At 72.1% G+C, this 15,236-nt stretch carries 11 protein-coding genes; 10 read left to right on the forward strand and 1 reads right to left on the reverse strand.

Annotation, left to right across the window (positions count from 1 at the left end; translation table 11 throughout):
* The first annotated feature begins 59 nt into the window (after positions 1-59).
* From NBW84_RS14530 to NBW84_RS14550, 5 genes are all read left to right on the forward strand, one after another.
* Positions 60-1,004, forward strand: a complete 945-nt coding sequence (locus tag NBW84_RS14530) for an alanine racemase (protein ID WP_250285264.1) — start codon at positions 60-62, stop codon at positions 1,002-1,004.
* Positions 1,005-1,014: 10 nt separating this feature from the next.
* The gene (locus NBW84_RS14535) at positions 1,015-1,551 is read left to right on the forward strand and encodes a cell division protein SepF (RefSeq protein ID WP_250285265.1); all 537 of its coding nucleotides are present in this window, start codon (positions 1,015-1,017) and stop codon (positions 1,549-1,551) included.
* Positions 1,552-1,623: 72 nt separating this feature from the next.
* Positions 1,624-1,890, forward strand: a complete 267-nt coding sequence (locus tag NBW84_RS14540; RefSeq protein WP_013874282.1) for a YggT family protein — start codon at positions 1,624-1,626, stop codon at positions 1,888-1,890.
* Between the two features lie 90 nt (positions 1,891-1,980).
* Complete coding sequence (locus NBW84_RS14545) at positions 1,981-2,955, forward strand: DivIVA domain-containing protein (protein ID WP_250285266.1); 975 nt, start codon at positions 1,981-1,983, stop codon at positions 2,953-2,955.
* A gap of 270 nt (positions 2,956-3,225) precedes the next feature.
* Positions 3,226-3,405 carry a hypothetical protein gene (locus NBW84_RS14550; RefSeq protein WP_250285267.1) on the forward strand — a complete coding sequence of 60 codons (180 nt, stop codon included), beginning with the start codon at positions 3,226-3,228 and terminating at the stop codon, positions 3,403-3,405.
* 45 nt (positions 3,406-3,450) lie between these two features.
* On the opposite strand, the gene ileS is transcribed toward NBW84_RS14550, so the two are convergent.
* The gene (gene ileS, locus NBW84_RS14555; RefSeq protein ID WP_250285268.1) at positions 3,451-6,912 is read right to left on the reverse strand and encodes an isoleucine--tRNA ligase; all 3,462 of its coding nucleotides are present in this window, start codon (positions 6,910-6,912) and stop codon (positions 3,451-3,453) included.
* A 598-nt stretch (positions 6,913-7,510) separates the two neighbouring features.
* Between ileS and NBW84_RS14560 the strand changes: the two genes are divergently transcribed.
* The 5 genes from NBW84_RS14560 (at position 7,511) to NBW84_RS14580 (ending at position 15,164) form a co-directional block, all read left to right on the forward strand.
* Entirely contained in the window at positions 7,511-8,251 is a 741-nt protein-coding gene (locus NBW84_RS14560; protein WP_250285269.1) for a signal peptidase II, read from the forward strand.
* Complete coding sequence (locus NBW84_RS14565; RefSeq protein ID WP_250285270.1) at positions 8,241-9,275, forward strand: RluA family pseudouridine synthase; 1,035 nt, start codon at positions 8,241-8,243, stop codon at positions 9,273-9,275. The genes NBW84_RS14560 and NBW84_RS14565 overlap by 11 nt, the downstream gene beginning before the upstream one ends.
* A 308-nt stretch (positions 9,276-9,583) precedes the next feature.
* Positions 9,584-10,987, forward strand: coding sequence for a hypothetical protein (locus NBW84_RS14570; RefSeq protein WP_250285271.1), 1,404 nt, complete (start codon positions 9,584-9,586; stop codon positions 10,985-10,987).
* A gap of 153 nt (positions 10,988-11,140) precedes the next feature.
* Positions 11,141-12,883, forward strand: a complete 1,743-nt coding sequence (locus NBW84_RS14575) for a hypothetical protein (RefSeq protein WP_250285272.1) — start codon at positions 11,141-11,143, stop codon at positions 12,881-12,883.
* Positions 12,884-13,559: 676 nt separating this feature from the next.
* Positions 13,560-15,164, forward strand: a complete 1,605-nt coding sequence (locus NBW84_RS14580; RefSeq protein ID WP_445548720.1) for an acyl-CoA carboxylase subunit beta — start codon at positions 13,560-13,562, stop codon at positions 15,162-15,164.
* The last annotated feature ends 72 nt before the right edge of the window (positions 15,165-15,236 follow it).

Below are 15,236 nucleotides of genomic sequence, written 5' to 3' on the forward strand. Positions count from 1 at the left end.
TTTTTTTTCAAGCAGAAGACGGCATACGAGATTGCCTCTTGTCTCGTGGGCTCGGAGATGTGTATAAGAGACAGCAGGGTGGGCCGGTCGCGGCGCGGCGGCGCGAGGAGCTGTGGCGCAACCTCGCCGACGTCCGCGTGCGGATCGCCGCCGCGGCCACCGCGGCGGGCCGCCAGGCCGGCGAGCTCACCCTCATCGCGGTGAGCAAGAACTGGCCGGCGTCGGACGTCGCCCTGCTCGCGGGGTCCGGCATCACGCATTTCGCGGAGAACCGCGAGCAGGAGGCACGGGCGAAGGTGGCGGCTGTGACCGAATACCTCGCCTCCCACGAGCCCTGTCGCGAATATGACAGCGAGGTTTCGTCCACATGGCGGCCGCCGGCACCGCAACGGGCTCCCGAGGGGGACGGCCAGCCGCCTCGGCCGGACTCGGCGGCCCCGCCGGCAGCCGGCCCGTCCCGGCCCGGCACCGGCCGGGACGGCGGGGAGCCGGGCCCGGCGGCGGTCCCCAGACTGCCCTCCGGAGCATGGCCCTGCTGGCATTTTGTCGGCCAGCTTCAGCGTAACAAGGCCCGCCCGGTGGCCCGCTGGGCCGGCTGGGTGCAGTCGGTCGACCGCGCGCCACTGGTGGACGCGCTGGCCGCGGGGGCGCTCGCGTACGGTCGGGAGATCGCCGTCTGCCTCCAGGTGTCGCTGGACCTGCCCGGGCACGACACCGGCCGCGGTGGTGCCCGCCCGGCCGACATCCCCGCCCTCGGTGATCTCGTGGCCGCCAGCCGCGGCCTCGTCCTCGCCGGGGTGATGGGGGTCGCGCCGCGTGGCCTGCCGGCCCGGCCGGCCTTCGCGCGGCTGCGTGAGGTTTCGTGGATGCTTCGTCGGGAGCACCCGGAGGCATCGGTGATCAGCGCCGGCATGTCGGGGGACTTCCCCGACGCGGTGGCCGAAGGCGCGACACACCTTCGCATCGGGACGGCTTTGTTCGGTCCACGGCGCGCTGTCCCTTAGAGTCGCGCTCATGGGTGTGGCGCGCAGGGCGATGGTCTACCTCGGTCTGGCCGAGGAGGATGAAAGCTACCTCGAGGAAGACGAGTATGACGACGCCGGTCGTGACGATCGTCGCGATGTCGGTGAGCCCGTGCCCGCCGAGCGGTCGGTCCGTCGGATAGATGCGCGTGAGGAGCCGCCTGCGATGTCGCGACGCCCCCCGGTGGAACCGCTCCGGCCGGCTGGTCCGGTGCCGATGCGCAGGCCGTCGGCGATCGACGAGCCGTCAGCGTACCGGATTACCACTCTGCAACCACGCAGTTACAATGAGGCGCGGCAGATAGGCGAGGAGTTCCGCGACGGGACTCCGGTTATCATGAATCTGACCGAGATGGATGATGTTGACGCCAAGCGGCTGGTCGACTTCGCCGCCGGCTTGGTGTTCGGCCTGCGCGGATCGATCGAGAAGGTCACCAACAAGGTGTTCCTGCTCTCGCCGCACAACGTCGAGGTCACCGAGACCGACAAGCGGCGCATCCGTGAGGGCGGCTTCTACAACCAGTCATGATCATATTCCAGATGTCACCAGACCCCAGTCCCTGCAGGTACAGGAGAGCTCGCCATCAGCACACTGGGTGACGTGATCTCCGCGCTCCTGCTGGTCTACCTACTGTTGCTGTTCGCTCGCGTAGTGATAGATCTAGTGGTCTCCCTGAGCCGCACTTTTCGTCCCACCGGAGTCCTCGTACTAGTCTTTGAGTCCGTGTACACCGTCACCGATCCCCCGCTGAGATTCGTGCGGCGGTTCGTCCCACCCCTTCGGGTCGGTAACGTGGCATTTGACCTCGGATTCTTATTGATCTTAGTTGTGATCTGGGTCTTGCGGAGACTCGCAGATGGGCTGTGACGAAGTCGCGCACGTGGCGAATACGCGCGGCAGACTGCCGCTGGACCGCCCTCTCCGGGGAACGGCGATGCCGCATCATGAGGAGGCGACGTGGCTCTGACACCGCAGGACGTACAGAACAAGGTCTTCAGCCCGACCCGGTTCCGCACCGGCTACAACGAGGACGAGGTCGACGCTTTCCTCGACGACGTCGAGAGCGAGCTCACCCGTCTGCTGGACGAGAACACCGACCTACGCCGGCAGCTCGACGAGGCCCGCCGCACGGGCGGCGGTGGTTCCGGTGTACCCGCTCAGGTGCTGGAGGAAAACCAGCAGCTGCGCAGGCAGCTGGAGGAGACCCGGCGCCAGGTCGCGCAGGCGCAGGCGCAGGCGGCCCAGGCGGTGCAGGCCGCCCAGGCGGCGGCCCGCGAGCGCCCCGTCGCGCAGCCGTCGGCGGCAGCGACCACGGTCATCCCGGCCGTGTCCCCGCCCGGCGCGGCCCCGGCCCGCACCGGCAACAGCCAGCTGGACGCCGAGATCGAACAGCGCGTGGCCCGCACCCTCGTGCTCGCCCAGCGCACCGCGGACGAGGCGCTGCGAGAGGCCCGTAACGAGTCGGAGCGCGCCCGCCGCGAAGCCCGCGCCGATGCCGACCGCATCATCGGCGAGGCCCGCGCACACGTCGCCGAACAGCTCGGCGGCCTGGAGGACGACAAGCGCCGGCTGGAAGGCCAGGTCGAACAGCTGCGTGCCTTCGAGCGCGAGTACCGGACCAGGCTGCGCGCCTACCTGGAGATGCAGCTGCGCGACCTGGACGGCATGCCGACACAGCCGGCCGTCGGGGCCGGTGGGCCGTCCCGCCCGCCGCTGAACCCCGGCACCGGCTCCCCGCCGCCCCCGCCGCCCCCGCCGGTCGGGATCAGCGCCAACTCACCCACGGGGGCATCCGCCCCGTCCTCGTCCTTCCCGTCCGCTTCGCCCCTGGGCGCGGGCGCGATGGCGCGCGGGAACGACAACGGCGGGGTGCGCGCGCCTGATGTGGAGGCGGTTTCCCGTCGGGATCCCTCCGGGCTGCAGGACTTCTAGGAGCCCACAGGCCCACGGCGGCGCCGCGGTGGGTGGCGGTCCGCAGGATGCCCAGGAGCCCGCGGGCTCCTGGGGCTCCAGGCCCTGGCGGTTCCCAGGGCCTGGGCGTTCCCGGGGCCCGGCGTTCCCGGATCCTGGAGTTTGAAAATATCGGAAAAGGTTCCGGATGTATCCACCATCACGGCATATCGGTCATATGGCCCTCTGGATCCGCGATGTCCGGTCCGCGGAATTCGTTCCAGTGGTGCCGGTCACGGCCATCGTCCGGCCATGACAGTTCTCAGCGGTGTTCTCGTCCTGCTGTCGGCCGTGCTGCTGGGGGTGGGGATCCTGGGCGGCACCGGTTTTGTCTATGCCTCGGTCGTGATCGGCCTGCTGGCGGCGGCGCTACTGCCGCTGGGGGCACGCAGGCCGTCCCGGCGTCCACCGGCAGGCCGGGACACCCGCTGAGTCTCCCGGCCTGAAACACTCCCGGCGAAGCCTGCCCGCGGTCTGTCAGCCAGCCGCGTCGGCTGTGCCGGTGGTGCCGGTGGTGCCGGTGGTGCCGGCCGCCGGCCGCAGCCAGAACGTCAGCCCGAGATCCGGTGCGCGCTGGCCGGCATCGTCCGCGTCCTGGTCCGCCTGCTGGCCCGCGGGGGCGGCGCCCTCGGTGAACGTCACGGCGAGGACCTCGGCGGCCACGGTGGACGCGTGCTCCCGCAGGGCCTGGGTGGTCTGCGGCGTGTCCGCCGTCCAGCGGACGTCGACCCGGTCGGTGATGTCCAGGCCGGCGGCCTTGCGTGCCTCCTGCAGGATCCGCACCACGTCCCGGGCGACACCGGCCCGCCGCAGCTCGGGGGTGATCTCCAGGTCGAGGGCCACGGACAGCCCCGACTCCGAGGTCACGGCCCAGCCCTGCCGCGGGGTCTCGGAGATGATGAGATCGTCGCCGGCGAGCTCGATCCGTTCGCCGTCCACCTCGACGGTGAGCCGGCCGTCCACCGGCCGGCCCGCCGCGGCGACGGCCGCCGCGACCAGCGGGGTCCGCTTGCCGAACCGGCGGCCCAACGCCCGGAAGTTCGGTTTCACGGTGACGTCGACCACATCGGCGGCCGCAGCCTCGACGGCGGCGACGTTGAGCTCCTCGGCGATCTGGGCGCGCAGGTCCGCGCAGAGCCCGGCGAACTCGGGGGCGGCCACCACGGCGCGGGCCAGCGGCTGGCGGGTCCGCACACCGCTGCTCGCCCGGGCCGCCCGGCCGAGCTCGACCACCCGCCGCACCAGGTCCATCCGGGCGGCGAGCGTCGCGTCCACGAGCTCGGGCCGCGGGGCCGGCCAGCCGGCGAGGTGGACCGAGTCCGGGGCGTCCGCCCGCACACCGGCGGCCAGCTTCGACCACAGCGTGTCGGTGAGGAACGGGATGAAGGGGGCCAGCAGCCGGGTCAGGCCGTCCAGGCAGGTGTAGAGGGTCTCCAGGGCGTCCGGGTCGGCCTCCCAGAACCGCCGCCGGGAGCGGCGCACGTACCAGTTGGACAGGTCGTCGATGAAGCGGGCCAGGCGGCGCCCGGCGCGCAGCGAGTCGAACCCGTCCAGCGCCTCGGTGACCTCGGTGATCGTGGCGTGCAGCTCGGAGAGCGCCCACCGGTCGAGCACCGGGCGGGCCTGCGGTTCGGCGGCGGGCGTACGCCCCGGCGCCCAGCCCGCGGCGTTCGCGTACAGGACGAAGAACGACGCGGTGTTCCAGTAGGTCAGCAGCACCTTGCGGACGATGTCCTCCAGCGCCTCGTGGCCGACCCGGCGGTCCGACCACGGCGAGCCCGCCGCGAGCATCAGCCAGCGCACCGCGTCCGCGCCGTGCCGCTCGAACAGCTCGAACGGGTCGAGGACGTTGCCCAGATGCTTGCTCATCTTGCGGCCCTCGGCGTCGAGGAGGAGGCCGAGGCAGAGCACGGTCTCGTACGACGAGCGGTCGAACACCAGCGTCCCGATGGCCATCAGGGTGTAGAACCAGCCGCGGGTCTGGTCGATGGCCTCGCAGATGTACTGCGCCGGGTACTGGGCCGCGAACTCCTCGCGGCTGCGGTGCGGCGCGCCCCACTGGGCGAACGGCATCGCCCCGCTGTCGTACCAGACGTCGATCACGTCCGGGACCCGGCGGGCCACCGCCGAGCAGGCCGGGCAGGCGATCGTGACCTCGTCGACGAACGGCCGGTGCGGGTCGAGCCCGGACAGGTCACGTCCGGCCAGCGAGGACAGCTCCAGCAGCGACCCGACACAGGTCAGATGCGCCGGGTCGGCGGTGCAGCGCCAGATCGGCAGCGGCGTGCCCCAGTAGCGGTTGCGCGACAGCGCCCAGTCGACGTTCCCTCGCAGCCACTCCCCGTAACGGCCGTTCTTGATCCGTGAGGGGTGCCAGTCGGTGCGCTCGTTCTCCGCCAGCAGCCGGTCGGCGACCGCAGTCGTCCGGATGTACCAGGACGGCAGCGGGTAGTAGATCAGCGGGGTGTGGCAGCGCCAGCAGTGCGGGTAGCTGTGGGTGTAGTCCTCGGCCCGCCACAGCACCCCGCGGGCGCGCAGGTCGTCGACGAGGGGCGCGTCCGCGTCCTTGAAGAACAGCCCGCCGACCAGCGGGACGCCGGTGACGAACCGGCCGTCGCGGCCCACCGGGTTGACCACCGGCAGCCCGTGGGCGCGGGCGACGGCAAGGTCCTCGGCGCCGAAGGCCGGGGCCTGGTGGACCAGCCCGGTGCCGTCGGTCGTGGTGACGTAGTCGGCGAGGACCACCGAGTGCGCGGCCGCCGTTGTGACCTGGCCGGTGGTCTGACCGGCGGTCTGAGCGGTGACCTGGCCGGCGGTCTGGCTGGCGGTCTGGCTGGCGGCGTGGCCGGTGGTCTGGCTGGCGGCGTGGCCGGTGGCCGCGGCCGGGGTGGCGAAGTCCGCCGCCGGCAGCAGCTCGAACGGGCGGGCGTAGGCCACCCCCGCCAGCTGCGCGCCGCGCAGCGTCCGGATGACCTCGGCGTCCGGGCCCACCGCGGCGGCGAGCAGCGGCTCGGCCACCAGCACCAGCTCGTCCGCACGGCCACCGGCGGAGGTCCGGGCGACCACGTAGGTGACGTCCGGGTGCACGGCGACCGCGGTGTTCGACACCAGCGTCCACGGGGTGGTCGTCCAGACCAGCAGGCTCACCCCCGCCTCGGCGAGCGGTCCGGACGTCACCGGGAACCGGACGTACACCGACGGGTCGACCACGTCCTCGTACCCCTGGGAGACCTCGTGGTCGGACAGGGGTGTCTCGTCACGCGGGCAGTACGGGGTGACCCGGTGGTCCTCGACGAGCAGCCCCCTGTCGAAGATCTGCCTGAGGGACCACCAGACGCTCTCGATGTAGGAGGTGTCCATGGTGCGGTAGGCGTTGTCCAGATCGCACCAGTAGGCCATCCGCTCGGTCATCCGGGAGAAGTCGGCGACGTGGCGCAGCACCGACTCGCGGCAGCGGGCGTTGAACTCGGCGATGCCGAAGTCCTCGATGTCGCTCTTGCTGGTGAAGCCCAGCTCCTTCTCCACGGCGAGCTCGACGGGCAGGCCGTGACAGTCCCAGCCGGCGCGGCGCGGGACATGGAAGCCGCGCATCGTGCGGAAGCGGGGGAAGAGGTCCTTGAACACGCGCGCCTCGACGTGATGGGCGCCCGGCCTGCCGTTGGCGGTCGGAGGGCCCTCGTAGAAGACCCACTGCGGGCCGTTGGCGGTCGCGTCCAGGGAACGCTGGAAGACCTTCAGGTCCTTCCAGCGCTGGAGCATGTCGCGCTCGAGGGCGGGCAGGTCGACCTGGGTCGACAGCGGCGGGAACACCGGCGCCGGCCGGGCCTGCCCGGCCGGCCGGGCGGCCGGGGCCTGCCCGGTGAGCTGGGGGGACGGGGTGTACGCGGCAGGCTGGTCCGGCGCGGCAGGCTGGTCTGGCTCGGTGGGCTGGTTCGGCATGGGCGGGTCTCCGTCAGATCTCCGTCGGTTTCGGGCTCCAACGGAGGGACGACACCCCACGGCACCCGGCGTTCGCCGGGGCGCGGTGGCACCGCGGTACCACCCTCCTTGCCTCCCGGGACGCCGGTGTGGCGGCCCGGACAGACCACTCGTCGCGCGCGGTACCGGATCTACTGGGGGCGCGGGCCCTGTTCTCCCGGCGGCTCAGGGGTGATCTTCGCAGCGCGCTGGCCGCCGGGCTCACACCGTCCCCGGCTCGCTGGACGCCGTCCTGAGGCCGGTCGTCCCTGGCTGCGCCCGCCGCTACTCGTCCCGTCAACGCCGTCCGCTGTGTCAAGCGTAGTGGACGGGACGGAGCATTCGGTGGGCCCCTGGCATCCGGAGCCGGGATCCCGGGCCGACCACCTCGGCCGGTCCGGGTGGCCGCCTGGCCCGGCCGCCGGCCCGTAGGTGAAAACCGCTGTGGGGATGACGGTTTCTACCTACGGCCGGCTACGGCCAGGTTCTCCGTCCACGGCAGGTGCGCGGGGGGTGGCGCGAGGGTGACGGTCATGGTGCGTTCCGGGCATGAAGGCGCTGCCCGTAGAGTGGGGCAGGTGTGGGAGAGGGCGTCCACGGGCGGGACCGGTGGGATGTGACGGCCGAGGTGGAAAACGGGAAGTCCATCCCGGACCTGGATGATCCCGCTGGTCCGGATTTCGACGTGTCGTCGGCCCATGAGGAGAGTCACATCAGCGGGAGCCGTACCGGCGGCGAGCCGTATCGGGTGTGCCGGTCGCCACGCGCGGTGGCCACGGTGGCCGGTGCCGGTCTTGTGATCCTCGCCATCGACGTGGTCACGAAGATCGCCGCTGTGGCGAGCCTGTCGGACCGGGCACCGATCGAGCTGCTTCCCGGCGTACTCGACCTACGGCTGACGCGTAACCCCGGGGCCGCGTTCAGTATCGCTGGTGGCGCGACCGTGCTGTTCAGCATCGTCGCCCTGGTGGTTGTCGTGATCATTGTTCGCACCGCCCGGACGCTGACGTCGCTGTCGTGGGCGGTCGTGCTCGGTCTGCTGCTCGGCGGGGCCCTGGGCAACCTCAGCGACCGGATCTTCCGCGCGCCGGCGCCGCTGCGCGGGCATGTCGTGGACTGGATCCACCTGCACAACTGGCCGGTGTTCAACATCGCCGACTCGGCGATCGTGATCGGTGGGGTGGTCGCGGTCATCCTGGCGGCCCTCGGTACCGCTCTGGACGGCCAGCCCGCCCCGCGGGACGGCCAGCCGAATCCGGACGGGCCGGCGGGCCCCGACGGCCGGCCCGCGACGGACATCGACGACCGCGATGGACAGTAACGAAACCGGCGATACGGCCGGTAACGAAGCCGGTAACGAAGCCGGTGACGCGGCCGGCGGCGAAGCCGGCCAGGTAGCCGTGGCAGGGGGCGGTGTGCGGGACAGGCGTGCGCTCCCGGTTCCCGACGGGCTGGACGGCCTGCGCCTGGACGCGGCGATCGCGCGGATGTTCGGGCTGTCCCGGACGGCCGCGGCCCAGCTTGTCGACGACGGCCAGGCCAGCGTGGACGGGGCCGTACGCGGCCGCTCCGACCGGGTCGGCGCCGGGGCGTGGCTGGAGGTGTGCCTGCCGCCCCCGCCGAACCCGGTCCGGGTGGCGGCCGAGCCGGTGCCCGGCCTGCAGGTGATCCATGATGACGACGACATCGTGGTGGTCGGCAAGCCGGTCGGGGTGGCCGCCCACCCCGCGCCGGGCTTCACCGGCCCGACCGTGATCGGTGGCCTCGCCGCCGCGGGCTACCGCGTCGCGACCAGCGGTGCCGCGGAACGCCAGGGCGTTGTCCACCGTCTCGACGTCGGCACGACGGGCATCATGGTCATCGCGAAAAGTGAGCGCGCCTACACCGTGTTGAAGCGGGCTTTCCGGGACCGCGAGGTCGAGAAGATCTACCGTGCTCTGGTGCAGGGGCATCCCGACCCGTCCAGCGGCACGGTGGACGCGCCGATCGACCGGCATCCGCGTAAGCCCGGCCTGTTCGCCGTGGTAGCGGGTGGGAAGCCCAGCGTCACCCACTATGACACCGAAGAGGCGTTCCGGGCCGCGTCGCTGCTCTCGGTGCGCCTGGAGACCGGGCGGACCCATCAGATCCGGGTGCACATGTCGGCGCTGCGGCATCCCTGCGTCGGCGATCTCGCCTACGGCGCTGATCCGGTCCTCGCCGGCCGGCTCGGGCTGGCCCGGCAGTGGCTGCACGCCGCCCAGCTGTCCTTCGCCCATCCCGCGGACAGGCGGTGGGTGACGTTCACCAGCCCCGACCCACCTGATCTCGCGGAGGCGGTTGCCGTTCTTCGGCGGCAGTCGTGACCGCCACCGGTCGTCCGCCGGCTGTGTTCCGGGCGGTGTGGCACCGGTTCGCCAGGGCCCGGTTCACCGGGGTCCGGACCGGGACCGGGGCTGATGCCGGGGCCGGGGCTGAGGCCGGGGCTGATGCCAGGGCCGGGGCTGATGCTGATGCCGGGGCTGATGCTGATGCCGGGGCTGAGGAGCAGACCGGGGCAGCGGGCCGGACGGGAAAGCTGTGGGTTCGCGGCTGGCGTCACTCTGTCGATCATGATGTGGGCCGGCTGGGGAGACCGCGGGCGGGACGGGCCGCCGTGGGCGCGGCATGGCGTGTGCTCGTTGGCCTCGACCATCTGGACGAACGTCTGTTGCCGGTCGCGGGCCGGATCCTGAGCGGGTTCACCGCCCGGGCCTCGCGTCTGCGAACCGCCGCCCCGGGCGTCCAGGGGCTGCCGGGCGGCCTGGCCGTGCCGGGCGCACGCACGGATGATCCGGCCGGCGGCGGTGGGCATGACAACGCGTCCGCCAGGTCGCGCAGGGACAGGGTTACGCCGTACGGTGATGAATGTGACCCGATCGGTAACGCTACCGCAAGCCGAGCCGTCGTGGCGGCCGGGAGAGGCACGGCGCGGCGCGGGACCGTCGAGCCGCGGGACACGGCCGTGGCTGCCGGCCTGGCCAGCACCGCTACCGCCGGTGGCCCGGCCAGCACCGCTACCGCCGGTGGCCTGGCCAGCACCGCTACCGCCGGTGGCCCGGCCAGCACCGCCGCGACTGGTGGCGGCGCGGTCCGGTGGGGTCTTTGCGGCCACCCCGTCATCGAACGGAGCATGCGGATGACGGCGCTGGGCGTGGTTTCGGTGATCGGGGTGAGCACGATCGCAGCCCTGGCGCGCGGCCCGGCCGGCGGACGCGATCTTGAGAGGTTCGACCAGCCGCGGACGGCGGTACCCGCGGTGGGGCGACGGGTGGATCCGGTCGCCAGGCCGGCCTACGCGCTGTCGGGTTCCCCTGCCGCCGGCACCGGTCCTGCCGCCGGCACCGGTCCTGACGCTGCCACCACCGGCCCGGGCATGGTCGCGGGCCCGGTTCCCGTCCCCGCCGCGATCGCGGTCCCCACTCGGGTCGAGGAGATGCCCGCGGCCGCCGTCCTGGTGGGCCTGGGACAGCGGGAGACGGTGGCGGGCTACCTGACGGCGGCGCGGACACGGCTGGCCACCGCGGCCCGGCGGGCCGAGTGGCCCGGCAGCCACCTCAACGCCCATACGGACGCCCACCCCGACGCCCACACGGACGCCCACACGGACGTCTACCCCGACACCTACGCGGTCGTCAGCTTCCCGGGCTACCGGACGCCGGAGCAGGCCCTCGACCTGCTCCGGGACCTGCGGACCGTGCGCGTGTTCTTCCGGGTCCCCCCTGACGGCGCGGCGTTGTCCGCGGATGTCCGCGACCCGCTCGCCGACATCCGGACCGCTTTCGCGCACGCCGCCGACGCCGCGGCGGCCCAGGCCGGCGCCGCTGGCGACGCCGGCGCTGACGCCCGGGAGCGTGCCGTGGACGAGACGGTGGCGTTCAGAGGTTCCTGCGCCTGCCTGTACGGGGCGGTCGTGGCGGCCCCGGCGTGGCGGCTGGCCGCTCTCGGCGAGGCCGAAGCGGTCCGGCTGGTGGACGTCGCGGCGGCGGACGTCCCCGCCGGGCCGGCTGTGTTCGTGCCGCTACGCCCCGAACAGTGATGATCTGAACAGCGGCGATCTGGGCGGTGGCGCCTCGGACAGTGATGACCTGAGCAGTGGCGGCGCGACCGGGGGCGGCGCGAGCGGGGGGCGACATGAGCGGGGCGGAATGGTGGCCGACAGCGGTGAAGGTGGCTGAGCAGCGGTGACACGGTGACGACGGCGGGAACGGTGACGACGGTGGCGCGGACGTGGTGGGCACGAGCCGTTCTCGCGCTGCTCGTCGTCGTCCTGATCGCGGATACGCCGGGGAGTGACGTCACCGGCGGGGCCGACGGGGCTGTCCAGGCCGCCCACATCACTCGGGCCGCCCAGGCCGCCGGCACCGTCGTGGCCGGCGGCGACGCTGTCGCGGTGAGCTCCGGTGCCGGCGCCGGCGCCGGTGGTCTGGATGCCGGCGCCGCTGGTCGCTACCCGCGGACCACGGCCGTGAGGGCGGCCGGCGCCGCCGCGGGGGCTGGCACCGGCGAGGCCGCTGCCCGGGCCGGCCATGCTCTCGATGCCGGTTCCGATGCCGGTCCCGATGCCGTCGCGGAGGTGCCGGTCACGCTGGCGCGCGGGAGCTCCCCGTACTCGTTGGCCGTCCAGGCGCGACGTGACGGCGAGGGGGTGGCGGAGGTCACCGCCGGGGCCCCCGGGGCCGACTGGGCGGTCCCGGGCGCGGAGTCCGCGGTGCTCGCGATCACGGTGGACGGCGTGCTCGCGACCGACCTCGTCGTGCCCGCCGCACATCCGATCACCAGAAGGGTCCAGCTCGGGCGGCTGCGTGCCGGCGTCCACACTCTCGAGATCACCCTGGACGAGCGGGCCTCCAGCGCTGGCGCGCGGACGGTGGTGATCGATGAACTGTCGGTATCGGTGGTGGCGCCCAGGGCGTCCGGCGGCCCGGATCCGCTTGCGTACGCCCCGATCCTCTACGGACGGTCGCTTCCTGAGTACGGCGGGCTCTTCCAGAACAACCACACCGACACCCCGCTGCTCGCCTGGCACACCCAGGCGCCAGCGGCCGGCCGGCCGGGCCACACGGTGCTGGAGTACAGCGTCATGTTCAGCAACGAGGACGGCGGCACCGGCAACGATCCCGGGTACCTCCAGGCACGCTGGGGACGCCAGACCGACATCGAGTGGGTGTACCGGGCCGAGCTCGACGCGGCCGGGTCCGTGGTGCCGGGGTCGGCGGTCTACCAGGGCCCCGACCACGCGACGCTGCCGTTCACCGGCCGCTACGAGGACGGCCATCCCGTGCTGCGGACGTGTACGGGCAACAACATGGTGTGCGACACGGTCGCCGGCCCCAGCGCCGGCACCGGTGGCATGCGGTTCCTCCTCGCCGCCGATCAGGAGCTCGCCGCGGGCGAGGCGCGGGAGCGGATGATGGACACCGCGGGGTGGACCTACCAGGTGTCTGCGGCCGAGGCGCGCCGCGAGGAGAAGATCGAGCCGGTGGCGTCCGCGTACACACCTGCACTGTCCGACCTGCGGAACTATCTGTACGTCGTGATCCGCAAGACCACGTCCGCCCCGGTCGTCCCGGTTGCCTCGGCCGTGCCGGGCCTGGCCTGGGCCGGCACCACGGTCGGGGTCCGGCTCGCGGGTGACCCGGACGTCCTCTACCGGTCCGACCACATGATCCCCGGCTGGTCCCTGCAGCGGGACGGCGCGGCCGCCACCGCGGTGGAGCTGCCCCCGGGCACGAAGCTCGCCGACATCGCCACGCTCGAGGTGCTGCGGGCCCCGGCCGGGGTGGCCGACCCGGGCTCGACGGTGACGGTCACCGGCGTCGAACGGGCGATCATGCTGGATGCCGACGGGCTGCCCGCGCCCGGGTCGCTGACCTGGTCGGGCAGGGTCACGCTCACCGCGTCCGAGCCGGGCGCCGTTCTGGTACGTCCATGAGGACGGTGCCGGGAGCGTCGGTCGAGGAGCGCGAGCCCCGTCCGTAACCACGCACGCAGGCCACGATCGGCGCGGGTCTGTTGTCTGTACGCTTTCTGGCCGCCCCAGCGCACACAGTGACAGACTCGCGCCGATTTTCTTCGGTGGCCGGCGCCCATCGGCGTGTGCTGTCGTTCGTGAGGATGCCGTCGGGCCCCAGGCCCCAGGCCCCAGGCCCAAGGCCGCCGGTAATGGCCGCGGTGTTTTCGGGCAGCAATTTACGCGATATGACCGCTGTCGGGCCGGCGACATTCCAGGCTGTCGTCGTGTACGCTCCGTACGAATACGGTTCCATGTGACGGGCCAATCATGGCCGTACCGCCGCGGCTGATACCCACGCTTGTGATCAATATCACCCGTGGAGGCATGTCAGCTCGATTCAAGGATCCCTCAAGAATTTTTCCCAGTGCGATCGTCCAAACTCGGTACAGCGGCCACCCGGGAAGATCGGAAGGCCGCGAGGTCACGTTTCTTCCGCGGTGTCGGGAGGCCCGGGCCACCGGGTTACCAGGAGGAGGGATCGCTGGTGGTTTCAGTCCTGCGCAACAGTTCGGACGGCGAGGAAAGCACCGTCGAACCCGCGGCCTACTGGCTTCTTCCCAACCAGCTCATCCCCGGCCAGGGCAACCGGCGGCCGATCTCCCAGGATGCCGGCGGGGCCGCGTCGGAGGCGGCCCGGGAAAGCGAGCCGCTGACCCTCGAGCAGCACACCGCGCTCCTGGCCCGGCGGCGGCTGCTCGCCGAGCAGGGAGATGACCCGGAAGCCACCCGGCGGCATCACGCCCGGGGCAAACTCACCGCCCGCGAACGCATCGAACACCTGCTGGACGTGGGTTCCTTCACCGAACTCGACCTTTTCGCCCAGCACCGGGCCACCGGTTTCGGAATGGAGCGTTCCCACCCGTCCGGCGACGGGGTGGTCACCGGGTTCGGCACGGTGGACGGCCGCAGCGTGGTCGTTTTCGCGCATGACGCCCGGGTCCGCGGCGGCGCGCTCGGTGAGACGTTCGCGGCCAAGATCCACCAGGTGCTGGACCTGGCCGAGTCGATCGGCGCGCCGGTCATCGGCCTCAACGACGGCGGTGGCGCGCGCATTCAGGAGGGCGTCGCGGCGCTCGCCGGTTTCGGTGGGCTTTTCGCGCGTAACGTCCGCCTTTCCGGGGTCGTCCCCCAGATCAGCGCCGTTCTCGGGTCCTGCGCCGGCGGCGCGGTGTACTCCCCGGCGCTGACGGACTTCGTCTTCATGACCCGCGACACCGCGAACATGTTCATCACCGGGCCGGACGTCGTGCGCTCGGTCACCGGCGAGGACGTCTCCCAGGCCGAGCTCGGCGGAGCGCAGGTCCACGCCGAGCGCACCGGCGTGGCGAGCTTCCTCGCCGACGACGAGGAGACCTGCCTGGACGAGGTCCGCTACCTGCTCTCCTTCCTGCCGTCGAACAACAACGAGGCGCCGCCGGCGGTCGAGCCGTCCGACGACCCCGACCGCCGCTGTCCGGAGCTGCTGCGGATCGTGCCGCCGAACGAGCGGACGCCGTACGACATCCGGGACGTCATCGAGGAGATCGTGGACGACGGCGAGTACCTGGAGGTGCAGTCGCACTGGGCCCGCAACATCGTGTGCGTCCTGGCCCGTTTCGACGGGCGGGTCGTCGGGATAGTGGGAAACCAGCCGATGGTGCTGGCCGGTGTGCTCGACATCGACGCCTCGGAGAAAGCGGCGAGATTCGTCCGCATGTGTGACGCCTACAATATCCCGCTGGTCACGCTGGTTGACGTACCTGGCTTCCTGCCCGGGGTCGAGCAGGAACACAATGCCATCATCCGCCGGGGCGCCAAGCTGTTGTACGCCTACTGCGAGGCGACTGTGCCGCGGATCCAGGTTATTCTTCGCAAGGCGTTCGGCGGCGCCTACATCGTCATGGACTCCAAGTCGATCGGATCCGACCTCTCGTTCGCGTGGCCGGTCAACCAGACCGCGGTCATGGGCGCGGACGGGGCCGCGAACATCATATTCCGCAAGGAGCTGGCGGCGGCGGAGAACCCCGACCGGTTGCGCGCGGAACTCACGAAGAAGTACAGCGACGCGCTGCTGCATCCCTATGCCGCCGCCGAGCGCGGCCATGTCGACGACGTCATCGACCCGGCCGACACCCGCCGGATGATCGTCCGCGGGCTGGCCTTCCTGCGGACCAAGCGGCACGTACAGCAGATCCGCAAACACCCCAACGAGCCACTGTAGGCATCCGGGCCGCCGGGGGCGCCGGACGACCGACAGCGTTGCCCCCGCCGGATTCCGCGGTGCCCCTTCGCC

This window comes from Protofrankia sp. CiP1_Cm_nod2, assembly GCF_920664355.1.
Classification (GTDB): Bacteria; Actinomycetota; Actinomycetes; order Frankiales; family Frankiaceae; genus Protofrankia.

What these genes read in the sequence shown, in the direction of transcription:
- NBW84_RS14565 (WP_250285270.1), top strand. Translation starts at nt 8,241, where the DNA reads ATGGACAGTAACGAAACCGGCGATACGGCCGGTAACGAAGCCGGTAAC.
- NBW84_RS14535 (WP_250285265.1), top strand. Translation starts at nt 1,015, where the DNA reads ATGGGTGTGGCGCGCAGGGCGATGGTCTACCTCGGTCTGGCCGAGGAG.
- ileS (WP_250285268.1), bottom strand. Translation starts at nt 6,912, where the DNA reads ATGCCGAACCAGCCCACCGAGCCAGACCAGCCTGCCGCGCCGGACCAG.
- NBW84_RS14550 (WP_250285267.1), top strand. Translation starts at nt 3,226, where the DNA reads ATGACAGTTCTCAGCGGTGTTCTCGTCCTGCTGTCGGCCGTGCTGCTG.